An 11,977-nucleotide genomic window follows, 5' to 3' on the forward strand; every position below is an offset into this window, starting at 1 on the left:
TTCGCCGCCGCCAGCACAAGCGCCGCTCAAACTTCGCCTGACGTTCAACCGGGGCTCGGCCGCCGGCCGTGACGACGGCCCTACCGTGGAGAGGTCCGGAGTATCAGCAGCGCCAGCAGTAAGGATTCCGCATGACCCACAGTGAGCCCACCATCCAGTCCGCCCACAGCTACCCCACCGTGCTGACCACCGAAAGCCTCAAAGGCGGAAACGAGGACGTTGTCGACGCGAACGTCAACGTGGTCAACGCCATGTTCGAGGAGTTGCTGGACACGGAAGAGATCTCCCCGGCCGCGCTGCGCAGTTACTACGTGGACTTCTACCTCACGCAGGCGCTGGCCGGCGGTTTCGCGCAGTACGTGTTCACCGCGCCCGAACGCGAGGAAGTCGACCCCTACGTCCGGGAAGGCCTGGAGGCCATGGGTGCCGCCGCGCACCTGGAGCTCTTCAACCGCACGGTGGCCGCCTTCGGCGCCCTGACCGACACCGACGTCGACAGCTACCTCGACGGCGGCAGCGGCTGGGCCGCCGGAAGCACAGAGGAAGACGAACCGGGCGACGGGGTCTCCGACGCCGTTCGGCGCATCGAAGAACTGGACGGGGAATTCGAGTCGATCCTCGCAACAGAGGACATCGCTGCGCTGAATGCCGCGTGGCTGCGCGGTCAGGAGGACTTGCTGGTCCTTTCCGACGACGACCTCGACGCCCACATTGCCGGGCGGGTGGCCCGGCTTTCCGACCTCGCGGAGCGCCAGGCGGCAGCCGCCGAGGAGGCGCTCCTGGACGCGCCGGAGTTCGAGCAGATCATCCGCGAGCTGTGCGGCCTCGCGGGCCACAGCCTGGTGCGGATCACCATGGGCGATCCGAATTATGAGCACAACGGGGAGACCACCCTGGCCTGGCACTTCACCACGGAACAGGGCGAATTCCTCATGCTGGAGGACGACGACGAGGCCTTCATGCTCAATCCGCGGACCCAGGAAATCCTCGCGGCTGTGGAGTTCGAAGAGGCTGTTGACTTCGAAGGGGCTGTTGAGTTCGCAGGGTCAACGGAGTTCGAAAAGGCCCGCCCGTAGGCGGCCTTCCGCGACAGTTTTCCGGTACGGCCGGCGTCTGCCCCCAAATGCAGGCGCCGGCCGTGCCGTGTTGAGCAACCCGTGCCGACTAACTCTGGCCCGGCCGTGCCGGGTTTAGTTTTCCTGCCCGGCGGACCGGCCGCGGATCCGCGGCCGGTGAGCCTACCCGGCCGGCGGTGCGGTGATCATTTCCCCGGAGGGTGACACGAGGAACCAGACCCCGCCGACGCCCTGGCCGTTGATGTCCCCCGCGGCCTGGTCCTTGGAGTAGTAGTAGATCGGCATCCCGTTGATGGTCACCTGCATCTTTCCGTCAGCCGTGGGAATGGTTCCGACCTTGCCGGTGACGCCGTTAACTGTGGGAGTCGCCGTCGTCGACGTGACAGCGGGCCACGACGTCAGGCACGCGCCGGTGCAGACGCTGTTCCCGGAATCCTTCGTGTTCTTGGTGAAGAAATAGACGCTCAGTCCCTGGTCGGCCACCACGATCTGGCCCGCCTTGGACTCGCCCACCGAGAGCTCCGCCGCGGTCATGGACGACGGCGCGGAACTCGCCGGCGCGCTGGACCCTGCGGGAGCCGACGTGGCCGGTGCCGCCGACGTCGGCGTCGTGGTCGTTCCGCCGCCGCAGCCGGACAGGAGGGCGGCCAGAGCGAACGCGGACAAGCCAATGCTGAGATGCTTCTTCATTTGCTGCTCCTAGACTCGAGCCAGCCCAACTCGGAGGCCGGCGCTACGAGATACGACGCCATGGAGAGCGGAATGGTTCATGACGGAACCGACATGTTCGTGTCGGGCTGTCCTGGGGCACACTGAACTATTGGGCCTGCCCGTACGTCGTAGAGGGGCAGAGCACGAATTTCCGGGAGGTGGGCAATGCCGCTGGACGAAGACGTCGTGGCTGCGATTTACCGCGACCACGGAACGGCCCTGAAACGCTTTGTCCTCAGCGTCTCCCGGGATCCTCAGCTCGCCGACGACGTCGTCCAGGAGACGGTGCTGCGGGTCTGGCAGCAGGCGCCGCAGATCACTGGCAGCCTGCGCAGCTACCTGTTCCGGACGGCCCGCAACATCATGATCGACAATTACCGCAAGGCCCAAAGGCGGCCGCAGGAAGCCGGCGACCGCGATGTCCAGGCCCTCCCGGAAGGCGGCGTCGGCGCCGGGCGCATCGACGAACTGCTCAACAAGGTGCTGATGGAGGAGGCGTTGCTGCGGCTCAGCGCGGAACACCGCGAAGTCCTTGTTGCGCTCCACTACCGCCGCTACACAGTCCAGGAGGCATCCGCCCAATTGAAGATCCCCAGCGGCACGGTGAAGTCCCGGGCGTTCTACGCCGTCCGGGCCCTACGGACGATCCTCGACGAAATGGGGGTGCAGCAGTGAACGGGACCGAGTTGCATCACTTCCTCGGCGCGTACCTGCTCGGCGGGCTGGAGCAGGCCGAAGCCGCGGCCTTCGAGCAGCATCTTGCCGTGTGCGCCCACTGCCGCCAGGAGCTGGACGAACTTGCCAGCCTCCCCGCGCTGCTGGACGCGATCCCGGTGTCCGACGCCGTCGCGCTAACCGCCGCGGCGGCGGCCGCCCGGGACCGCGCGCTGGTCCCGCCGGAACCCGAACCTGTCCCAAGCCGGCTCCTGGACGAGCTCGCCGCCCGACGCCGGAAGGTGCGGCGCCGGTGGACGTCGGCGGTGGCCGCGGCGGCCGCCGCATGCCTGGGGCTGGGGATCCTGGCTGGTCCGCTGCTGAGCCAACCCGCCAAACCGGACGCGAGCTATTCCGTTGCGGCCAGCAGCGGGTTGGAGGTCACGGTGGGGCTCGTCAAGAAAACCTGGGGCACCGAACTGGCGGTGGACGGCCGCAGCCTGCCCGTCGCCGGGACCCTCTCACTCTGGGTAAAGGACCGTGACGGCGGCGTGGACCGCGCCTGCGCGTGGACGGCGACGCCCACCGGCAGAGTCCGGATCACCGGGGCGACGCCGGTGCAGCTGGCCAGGATCGCCAGTGTCGAGATGCGCGATGAGCAGCAGCAGACCGTTGCTGTCATCGCCGTGCCCCAGGGGTAGCCCACTCGTGGGGCGCTGCGGTCCGTCCGGTCCGGGACATGCTTCCGGTCCGGGACATGGAAACCGACGCGGGCCTACATCTTCGCGAGCTTGGCCCGCATCGCCATGTAGATGCCGTAGCAGATCAGGCCTACGCCCACTGCGGCCAGCAGGTACACGCCGAACGGCTGCTCCCGCAGGGCCTTCAGGCTGCCGTCGAGCCCGGTTGACTCTTCGGGGTGTGCCTTCACCGTGGCGATGATGATGAGCAGGCCCACCAGCAGCAGGGCAAAGCCTTTGGCAACGTAGCCCACCATGCCGATCACCGTCACTGCGGTGCGCGCCTGCGGCTGGGACGGCATCCGCAGGTACTTGATGAAGGACTTCTTGAAGCCGCGGATCGCGTAGACGATCCCGGTGACGGCTACCGCGGCGCCGATGATCACCAGGAGTGCGACGCCTCCCGGTGCCTTCATGAGGTTTACGGTCATATCGGACGTCGACTCGCGGTTGTCGGAGCCGGCCCCGGTGGCGACCGACGCGAGCGTCAGGGCGAACGCGGTGTACACCACGGCCTGCAGGGCCGCCTTGAGTTTCTTGCCGACCTTTTTCTTGGTCGGCAGGTGCCCGAAATCGAAAATGGCGTCGGACGCCTGCCAGATGGCCAGCGCCACGCAGGCGGCAAACGACGTCCAGAGCAGCAACGGCCCCGCCGGCTGCCCGGCGAGCTCTTCCACCGCGCCGCTGACATCGGCCTGGCCCTGGCCGCCCATGGCAAGCCGGATCGCGACCAGCCCGATGAGGAAGTGCAGCAACCCCGACACGGCGAACCCGGCCCGCGCTGCGATTTCGAGGGGCTTCGAATTGGTGACGTCCTCGGCGACGTCAGCAGCGTCGTTCAATTCTCGTTTGATGATCGTTTCCTTAGTACTACCCAGCGTGGTTCGTTCCGTAATCGTGCCACGCGAAGCCGCTCAACAAAAGGTACCCGCGCGCCGTGGTGCCTAAATCCGGCGGTAGCTGAGGTCGAAGATCAGGCGGCCGGCTTCGTGCGCCTTGTTTTCGAAACTGGTCAGAATACGGCCCTCAAACCGCGGCGCCCACCCGCCGGTCCCGTCGACGCCCTCGTTGGGTCCGGTGTGCTCGGTGCTGACCGGCGCCCGGCCTTCCTTGACCGGTGCTCCGCCCACGCGGGACTCGACGCCGGATTCCCACACCTGGGTCAGGGGGCTGTCCGCGCCGGCGCGCTCGCCCTCGTGCAGGTTCTCGAACTCCGCCGAGCCCGCCATGACCTCGCGGACGTGAACGGCGTAGTTGGACCAGTCGGTCGCGATCCGGAAGATGCCGCCGGGCCTGATGGCCCGGGCGGCGAGATCAGCGAACGCCGGTTGAATGAGGCGGCGCTTGTGATGCCGGGACTTGTGCCATGGATCCGGGAAGAACACCCATAGTTCCGTGACGGAGCCAGCCGGGAGCATGGTTGCGAGCACCTCAGGGGCGTTCGCCTCGACCACCCGCACGTTGCTCAGTCCGCGGCTGTTGATTTTGATCAAGGTGTTGGCCAAGCCGGGGGTGTAAACCTCCACGGCCAGGAAGTCCTTGTCCGGGTTTTGCTCCGCGGCGTGGCAAACGGCGTCGCCCAGCCCGGAGCCGATCTCGACAACCAGCGGAGCCGTGCGGCCGAATTCGGCCTCTGCGTCGAACACATAGTCCGGGTGGACGGAGGTGTTGGCGACATGGCGGGGGACCTCAACCGCCCAACGGTCTGCGTGTTCCTCCCAGGCCGCCTGGCGTCGGCCCTGAAGGCGCGTGCCGCGGCGTACAAAGCTCACCGGGCGGCCCCCATAGGTGCCGAACGAGGCCTGGCTGCCGGGGGTCACGGGGCGCGGCAACTGGCTCTGGTCCGGGAAGCCGGACTCCGGGTTTGCCTGCAGGCCGGGGGATTCTGGGGATTCGCTCATCCCTTCCAGAATAGTTGAGTTCGCCGGGCCGGGCCGCCCGGGGATCCCGCGGCCGCCCCGGCGGGCCGGCCGCGGAGGAAGGATTGAAGGGAAGGGGTGAAGACGCGGGCCTGCAAGAATGGGGCGGGTGACCTCAGCTGGGAAAACTGACGAGTTGGACCATTCGGCCGGCGCCGTTCTCCGGGACGGCCCCGTCGGGCCGCCGCGCGCTGCCGGCCGCCGGCAGCTCGCGTATTTGGGGATCTGCCTGGTCCTGATCGGGCTGAACCTCCGCACAGTGTTTTCGAGCTTCGCTGCGGTACTGCCGGAGGTGACGGCCGACGCCGGGCTTCCGGCCTGGGCGGTCATGGTGCTCACCACCGTCCCGGTGACGCTGCTCGGGGTGTTCGCTCCGCTCGCCCCTGGGCTGGCACGCCGGTTCGGGGCCGAACGGGTGCTGCTCGGTGCCATGGCGGTGCTCACCGCCGGGCTGCTGCTGCGGCCCCTGGAGCTGCCGGCGGCCGGCCACCTTCCGGCTCTGCTCGCCGGGACCGCCGCGTGCGGGGCCGCGATTTCACTGTGCAACGTGCTGCTGCCGGGCGTGGTCAAGCGTGACTTTCCGCATCGCCTGGGCCTCATGGGCGGCCTCTACACCACGGCGATCTGTGCCTCGGCCGCGCTCGGTGCCGGCTTCACGTTCCCGGTCTTCCGCGCGAGCGGGGAATGGACGGCGGCGCTCTGGTTCTGGGCGTTGCCGGCCGGCGTCGTCCTTCTGCTGTTCCTGCCGCCGGCGCTCCGGGCCCGTCCCGGCGGGGCGGCGCGGCCGGCCGGAGGCGTCAACGTCTGGCGTTCCGCCGTGGCCTGGCAGGTGACCGGGTTCATGGTCCTGCAGGCCATGATGTCCTTCAGCGTCTTCGCCTGGCTGGCGCCGATCCTGCGCGAACGGGGGGTGGACGGCGGCACGGCCGGCCTGACCGTCTCGGCCTCGATTGCGCTGCAGATGCTGGGCTCGCTGTTCGCGCCGGCGCTGGCCACCAGGTTCCGGGACCAGCGTGCCCTCAACACGGTGGTGGCGCTCATGACCGGCGGTGGCTTCGCGCTGAGCATCTTCGGGCCTGTGGAACTCCTGTGGCTGTGGACCGGGCTGCTCGGCTTGGGGCAGGGAAGCCTGACCGCCGCCGCGCTGACGCTGATCATGGTCCGCACCCGGGACGGGCACACCGCGGCCCACCTTTCCGGGATGATGCAGGGCGTGGGCTACGGGATTGGCTCCAGCGGCACGCTCCTGGTCGGCCAGCTGCACCAGTCCACCGGATCCTTTGCCGCGGCGGGTGTGCTGTTCATGCTGGTGGGCTCTCTAGCAGCGGTGTTCGGGTACCGGGCCGGGCGCGACCGCTACATCGGCGACTGATGTTTTAAATGCGATGAGCTATCAGCTGTGGCTGTCCTGGACCCTCCAGAACAGCCACAGCTGATAGCTCAACCGGGCGGGACCGGATCAGAGCGTGAGGTCCATGCCCTTGGTTTCCGGGATGGTGAAGACGCAGGCCGCGGAGATGGCAAGCAGCAGCACGGCGTACACATTGAACAGCTGCGGCATCTGCACGGTGGTGCCGAGCCACTGCTGCAGATAGGGCGCGGTTCCGCCGAACACGGCCACACAGATCGAGTAGGGCACTCCGACGCCCACGGTGCGGATGCTGGTGGGGAACAGCTCGGCGTAGACGGCCGGGACGATCGCCGCGCTGGCGGCGATGAAGATCAGCATGACGGACATGCTGACGGCCAGCTGCCAGGCGGAATCCTTGAGCAGGGCGGTCATCGGGAAGTGCATGATTCCTGCGCCGATCGCACCGGCCCACAGCACTTTCTTGCGTCCGATCCGGTCCGCCAGCTTGCCCCAGAAGGGCAGCGCCGCGATGAACACGATGTTGCCGATCACGCCGGCCCACAGGGCCTCGCCCCGGTCGATCTTCAGGGCGGTGGTGGCGTAGCTGGGGGCGACGACACCCCAGATGTAGTAGATCACGGTCAGGCCGACCGTCAGGCCGATCACCTGGAGGGCCTGCTTGCGGTGGCGGACAATCTGCGGCCAGATCGGAGCGCGCTTCTCCGTCGCGGCCTCACCCTCGAAGACGTCCGTTTCGTGCAGCCGGGACCGCATGATCAGCGCGTAGAGACCCATGGCCGCGCCGATCAGGAACGGGATGCGCCAGCCCCACGCGTTCATGAGTTCGGTGCTCAGCGTCATGTTCAGCACGGCACCGAGCAGGGTTCCGAACAGGATACCCACGGTGCCGGAGGTGTAGATCAGCGTGGCCCAGAAGCCGCGGTGTTCCTTCGGCGCCATTTCGGACAGGTACGTCTGCGACGACGGCAGCTCGCCGCCGTGGGCCAGGCCCTGGATCAGGCGCGCCACCAGGAGCGTGAGCGATGCCCAGACGCCGACCGCCGCGAACGTCGGCGCGATGCCGATCATCAGGCTGCCCACCGACGCCAGCCCCACGGCCAGGGTCATGGAAGCCTTCCGGCCGATCCGGTCACCGATCCAACCGAACAGGAAGCCGCCGAAAGGGCGGGCAACGAAGCCGACGGCGAAAATCGCCAGCGTGGACAGCACCGCGGACGCAGGATCCGACTTGCTGAAAAGCTGGCTGGCGATGAACGGCGTGAACGTGGCGTAGATGGCCCAGTCATACCATTCGACGGCATTGCCGATGCCGGTGCCGACGAGCGTCTTGCGGGTGGATGTTCGGGTTGCCGCCGGCGTGATCGTGGCTGCAGTCATGGTCTTCTCCCTCGGGGTGCGGGCTAGGAAAGGGCGGAGGCGGCGGCAACCGTGTTGGCCGCGGCAGGAGCGTCGGCGGCCGCGAGTGCGGCCAGCCTTGAGATGGCGAGCTCGGCGTAGAGTGCGGCGCCGTCAGCCAGCACGCCGTCGTCGAACGTGGCGTACGGGGAGTGGTTGAACGCGGAGGTGGCATGGTCGGTGTCCCGGGGGACGGCGCTCAGCCCGATGAACGTGCCGGGGACCTCGGCCAGAACCCTCGAGAAGTCTTCGGAGCCGCTCAGCGGGGTGGCCCAGCGGGAGAGCCGGGAGTCGCCGAACAGGCCCGCAATGACGTTCTCCGCGGTGTGCGTTTCGTCCTCGTCCGTGATGGTCAGCGGATACTCCTGCTGGTAGTCGACGTCGACGTCCAGGCCGTGTGCCGCCGCGATTCCCTTCAGCAGCCGCGGCACGGCATCCATCATTTTCTGCCGGGCTTCCTCGGAGAAGGTCCTGATGGTGGCCTCGATGCGTGCGGTTTCCGGGATGATGTTGCGCTTGGTGCCGGCCTGGAGGACCCCCACGGAGAGGACTACTGGGTCGAACATGTTGAACTGGCGGGTGATCATGACCTGGAGGGCAGTGACCATCTCGGCGGCCGCCGTGACGGGGTCCTTGGCCGAGTGCGGGGCCGACCCGTGACCGCCGGCGCCGAGCACGGTGACCATCAGGCCGTCGGAGGAACTCAGCATGACGCCGGGCTTGGTGCAGAACGTGCCGTGCGGTTCGAGGGCGGAAAACACGTGCATGCCGTAGGCGGCGTCCACGCGCCGGCCGGCTGCATCCAGCACGCCTTCGCGGATCATGTGGCTCGCGCCGTCGAAGCCTTCCTCGCCGGGCTGGAACATCAGGACGACGTCGCCGGCCAGCTGGTGCCGGCGTTCGGCCAGGAGGGTGGCGGCCCCTGCCAGCATGGAGGTGTGCAGGTCGTGGCCGCAGGCGTGCATGGCGCCGTCGATCCTGGACGTGTAGTCCACGCCCGTCTTCTCCTGCACCGGCAGGCCGTCCATGTCAGCGCGCAGCAGCACCGCCGGGCGGGAGCCCCCTTCGGTCCCGGGCCCCTGGCCCCGCAGTACTGCGGTGACCGACGTCGTCTCCTGGCCCAGGGTGATCTCGTAGGGAAGCCCGTCCAAGGCCTTGAGCACCTTCTCCTGGGTGCGGGGCAGCGCCAGGCCGATCTCGGGTTCCCGGTGCAGTTCGTGGCGGAGCCGGGCAAGGTCCGTCTGCATTTCCCGGGCATCTGCGGTGATCGGCACGTGTTCTCCTTGTTTGTCGTTTGTCGTTTGTCGTTTATCGAAAATCGCCTGGTTGGCGACTGGCTTGTTTTCGAAGTTCCTTGGTTCACGTCCGGTGGGGACGTCCTGCGTCTATTCTCAAGTGACACAGTTCACACCCGCCCGAAGGCCAGAAAAAATGCACGAATAGACTGTTGCCACAGGTTTCGTGCATGGATGAAGGGAAAAATGATGGAACTCAGCGAGGACGATCTCGCCCTGATCAACGTCCTGCAGATTGCCCCGCGGCTGAGCTGGGCGGATGCGGCCCAGGTGCTGGGCGTGCACGCCACCACCCTGGCCGCCCGGTGGGAGCGGCTGCTGGACTCTGGCGTGTCCTGGATCACCGCCCACCTGATCGGTGACCCCCAGCAAATGTGCCTGGCATTCGTCGCCGTGGATTGCGAAATGCACCGGCGCGAGGAAGTCACCGCCAGGCTCGCCGAGATGCCGGAAATCGTCACGGTGGAGGAGGCAGCCAGCCACCGGGACCTCATGCTGACCGTCATTACGCCCTCCCTGGACGATTTCAGCCTGAAAGTCATCTCCCGGCTGAAGGAGATTGACGGCCTCCTCAAATATCAGACCGCCCTGTGCACCAGGCTGCACGCGAGCGGCGGCTCCTGGCGGCTGAACGTGTTGAGCCGCGCGCAGCAGGCCGCCGTGCGGGCGTTGGCCGGCCCCGAGGCCACCGGGGTTGCCCAGGCTGCCGCCCGGGAGGCGCTGCCGGAAAGCCACCTGGCGCTCCTGCCGTTCCTGGCCAGGGACGGGCGGGCCACGGCGGCGGACATTGCCCGCGGCCTCGGCAGGCACCCGGCCACCGTCCAGCGCCAGCTCAACCGTGTGCTCGCCAGCGGCATCCTGTCATTCCGGTGCGAGGTGGCCCAGAAACTCTCCGCTTTCCCCGTGACCTGCCAATGGTTCGTCAACGTCCCCGCCGGGCGGCACGAGGCCGCCGCCGCCGAGCTGAGGACCATGCGAAACGTCCGGCTCAGCGCCTCCACCACGGGGCCCACGAATTTCGTGATCATCATGTGGCTGCAGTCCCTAGCGGACGTCATGAACATCGAGGTGGCGCTGCAGCAAAAAGTGCCCGGGATCGAGCTCGTGGAAAGCGTCGTCATGCTGAGCACCGTCAAGCGTGTGGGCTGGATGCTGAACCCGGACTCCAGGGCCAGTGGCGCCGTCGTGGTTCCTGCCCAGGGGTTCGACGAGGCGGGCTGACGGCGGCGGACCGGCAGCTGATGGGCCCACCGGCCAGCTGATAAGCCCACAGGCGGGCGGGCTGTGAGGGTCCGGTTGTAAGCTGTGGCACGTGCCCCAGACCGACCCGCCCCCTCACCAGGAATCCCGTCCGAAAGCCGTCCCGGAATCGGCCGGCATCTTCCACCGCAGCTACCTGCTGGTGACCCTCGGCGCCTGCGCGCTCGTGTTCCTGGCGGCCTTCGAGTCACTGGCGGTGACCACCATCATGCCGCTCGTCAGCCGGGAACTGGACGGTGCGGGACTCTACGCCTTGGCCTTCGCCGGGCCGCTTGCCACCGGGGTGATCGGCATGGTGGCCGCGGGCAGCTGGTCGGACCGCAAGGGGCCGGTGGCGCCGCTCCTGGCCGCAGTGGGCATGTTCGTGCTCGGCCTGCTCATCGCCGGTACCGCCGGAACCATGCCGGTCCTCGTGTCCGGACGGCTGGTGCAGGGACTCGGCGGGGGCGGGCTTACCGTGGCCCTCTACGTGGTGATTGCCCGGGTCTACCCGCCGGTCCTGCATCCGAAAATTTTCGCAGCCTTCTCCGCGGCCTGGGTCATCCCGTCCCTCGTGGGACCGTTCGCGGCCGGCGCCGTGGCCCAACTGGCCGGCTGGCAGTGGGTCTTTCTCGGTGTGGTCGGACTCGTGGTGCCGGCCCTGCTCCTGACGGCCCCGGCCCTGCGCGGCCTGAACGGCAGCACGGGCGCCGACGGAGATTCCCCGGCCGCTGAGCCAGGGTCCCGCGGCCGGCCGGGAGGCCTTGCCAAGTTGGCGCTGGCGGCGCTGGCAGCGCTCGCCGTGCTGGGCCTGAACCTGTCCGCCGCGGTACCGGTCGCCGGCGGGGTGCTGGCGGCGGCCGCCGTCGCCGTCGCGCTCCTGGCCGTCCGTCCCCTCATGCCGCGCGGAACGCTGACCGCCCGGCGCGGCCTGCCGAGCGTGATCCTTACCCGCGGCCTGGCATCCGCGGCGTTTTTCGGCGCCGAGGTCTACCTGCCGTACCTGCTCGTGGAACGCTACGCCTTCGCCCCGACGTTTGCTGGCCTCACGCTCACCGGCGGCGCCATCGCCTGGGCTGCTGCGTCGGCCATCCAGGGCCGGCTGGGGACCCGGCTGGAGCACAGGAGGGCGGTACGGATCGGATCGGCCCTGGTCCTTGGCGCCGTCGTCCTGGCCCTCGTGACCACGGTGCTGGCCTGGCCGGCCGCGGTCGCGATCGCAGGATGGATCTTCGCCGGGGGCGGCATGGGCCTGATGTATCCGCGGCTGAGCGTCATGACCCTGGCACTCTCCACCAAAGACACCGAGGGTTTCAACAGTTCGGCGATGTCCATTTCGGATTCCCTCGGCGGCGCCCTGGCCCTCGCCGGCACCGGGATCGTGTTCGCAGCGTTCGCGACGGCGGCGCCGTCGGCGTCGTTTGCCGGAGTGTTCGCGCTGACGGCGGTGATCGGGACCGCCGCCGTGGCCGTCGCGCCGCGCGTCGCCGTAGCCCCGGCCGCCGTCACCAAACGCGCGTAGCGGCACTGCACCATAACAAGCACTGCACAGGAGCCCCGGCCGGATGATCCGGCC

Annotated in this window: 11 protein-coding genes; 6 read left to right on the forward strand and 5 right to left on the reverse strand. The window is 68.3% G+C overall.

Features of this window, described 5'->3' with window-relative positions; translation table 11 throughout:
- Positions 1 to 131: 131 nt before the first annotated feature.
- Positions 132 to 1,076 (forward strand): DMP19 family protein, encoded by a 945-nt coding sequence (locus AC1DFR_RS13765; protein WP_476873643.1) that lies wholly within the window; start codon positions 132 to 134, stop codon positions 1,074 to 1,076.
- Between the two features lie 162 nt (positions 1,077 to 1,238).
- On the opposite strand, the gene AC1DFR_RS13770 is transcribed toward AC1DFR_RS13765, so the two are convergent.
- Complete coding sequence (locus tag AC1DFR_RS13770) at positions 1,239 to 1,766, reverse strand: COG4315 family predicted lipoprotein (protein ID WP_230010865.1); 528 nt, start codon at positions 1,764 to 1,766, stop codon at positions 1,239 to 1,241.
- Between the two features lie 186 nt (positions 1,767 to 1,952).
- On the opposite strand from AC1DFR_RS13770, the gene AC1DFR_RS13775 reads away from it, so the two are divergent.
- Together AC1DFR_RS13775 and AC1DFR_RS13780 are read left to right on the forward strand one after the other, a co-directional pair.
- Positions 1,953 to 2,462 carry a sigma-70 family RNA polymerase sigma factor gene (locus AC1DFR_RS13775; RefSeq protein ID WP_026538160.1) on the forward strand — a complete coding sequence of 170 codons (510 nt, stop codon included), beginning with the start codon at positions 1,953 to 1,955 and terminating at the stop codon, positions 2,460 to 2,462.
- Positions 2,459 to 3,142, forward strand: a complete 684-nt coding sequence (locus AC1DFR_RS13780; RefSeq protein ID WP_476860222.1) for an anti-sigma factor family protein — start codon at positions 2,459 to 2,461, stop codon at positions 3,140 to 3,142. The genes AC1DFR_RS13775 and AC1DFR_RS13780 overlap by 4 nt, the downstream gene beginning before the upstream one ends.
- 74 nt (positions 3,143 to 3,216) lie before the next feature.
- Here AC1DFR_RS13780 and AC1DFR_RS13785 read toward each other — a convergent pair whose 3' ends face one another.
- On the reverse strand, positions 3,217 to 4,023 hold the full coding sequence (locus AC1DFR_RS13785; protein WP_230007768.1) for a DUF1206 domain-containing protein: 807 nt from the start codon (positions 4,021 to 4,023) through the stop codon (positions 3,217 to 3,219).
- A 102-nt stretch (positions 4,024 to 4,125) separates the two neighbouring features.
- On the reverse strand, positions 4,126 to 5,082 hold the full coding sequence (gene trmB / locus AC1DFR_RS13790; RefSeq protein WP_476860221.1) for a tRNA (guanosine(46)-N7)-methyltransferase TrmB: 957 nt from the start codon (positions 5,080 to 5,082) through the stop codon (positions 4,126 to 4,128).
- 154 nt (positions 5,083 to 5,236) lie between these two features.
- Here trmB and AC1DFR_RS13795 point away from each other — a divergent pair, with 154 nt between their 5' ends.
- Positions 5,237 to 6,472 carry an MFS transporter gene (locus AC1DFR_RS13795; protein WP_476873700.1) on the forward strand — a complete coding sequence of 412 codons (1,236 nt, stop codon included), beginning with the start codon at positions 5,237 to 5,239 and terminating at the stop codon, positions 6,470 to 6,472.
- Between the two features lie 87 nt (positions 6,473 to 6,559).
- Here the strand turns inward: AC1DFR_RS13795 and AC1DFR_RS13800 are convergent, their stop codons facing one another.
- Together AC1DFR_RS13800 and AC1DFR_RS13805 are read right to left on the reverse strand one after the other, a co-directional pair.
- Positions 6,560 to 7,849 carry an MFS transporter gene (locus tag AC1DFR_RS13800; RefSeq protein WP_476873644.1) on the reverse strand — a complete coding sequence of 430 codons (1,290 nt, stop codon included), beginning with the start codon at positions 7,847 to 7,849 and terminating at the stop codon, positions 6,560 to 6,562.
- A gap of 23 nt (positions 7,850 to 7,872) precedes the next feature.
- Positions 7,873 to 9,141 carry a M20 metallopeptidase family protein gene (locus AC1DFR_RS13805; protein ID WP_476873645.1) on the reverse strand — a complete coding sequence of 423 codons (1,269 nt, stop codon included), beginning with the start codon at positions 9,139 to 9,141 and terminating at the stop codon, positions 7,873 to 7,875.
- 210 nt (positions 9,142 to 9,351) lie between these two features.
- On the opposite strand from AC1DFR_RS13805, the gene AC1DFR_RS13810 reads away from it, so the two are divergent.
- On the forward strand, positions 9,352 to 10,383 hold the full coding sequence (locus AC1DFR_RS13810; protein ID WP_476849817.1) for an Lrp/AsnC family transcriptional regulator: 1,032 nt from the start codon (positions 9,352 to 9,354) through the stop codon (positions 10,381 to 10,383).
- A 91-nt stretch (positions 10,384 to 10,474) separates the two neighbouring features.
- Positions 10,475 to 11,923, forward strand: a complete 1,449-nt coding sequence (locus tag AC1DFR_RS13815; protein WP_476873646.1) for an MFS transporter — start codon at positions 10,475 to 10,477, stop codon at positions 11,921 to 11,923.
- Positions 11,924 to 11,977: the final 54 nt, after the last annotated feature.

The sequence above is a fragment of the Arthrobacter sp. 05T410 genome, assembly GCF_056396505.1.

Bases quoted from the DNA above. Each gene is read 5' to 3' on its own strand.
- AC1DFR_RS13770 (WP_230010865.1), bottom strand. From the start codon at position 1,766: ATGAAGAAGCATCTCAGCATTGGCTTGTCCGCGTTCGCTCTGGCCGCC.
- AC1DFR_RS13775 (WP_026538160.1), top strand. From the start codon at position 1,953: ATGCCGCTGGACGAAGACGTCGTGGCTGCGATTTACCGCGACCACGGA.
- AC1DFR_RS13810 (WP_476849817.1), top strand. From the start codon at position 9,352: ATGGAACTCAGCGAGGACGATCTCGCCCTGATCAACGTCCTGCAGATT.
- trmB (WP_476860221.1), bottom strand. From the start codon at position 5,082: ATGAGCGAATCCCCAGAATCCCCCGGCCTGCAGGCAAACCCGGAGTCC.
- AC1DFR_RS13765 (WP_476873643.1), top strand. From the start codon at position 132: ATGACCCACAGTGAGCCCACCATCCAGTCCGCCCACAGCTACCCCACC.
- AC1DFR_RS13800 (WP_476873644.1), bottom strand. From the start codon at position 7,849: ATGACTGCAGCCACGATCACGCCGGCGGCAACCCGAACATCCACCCGC.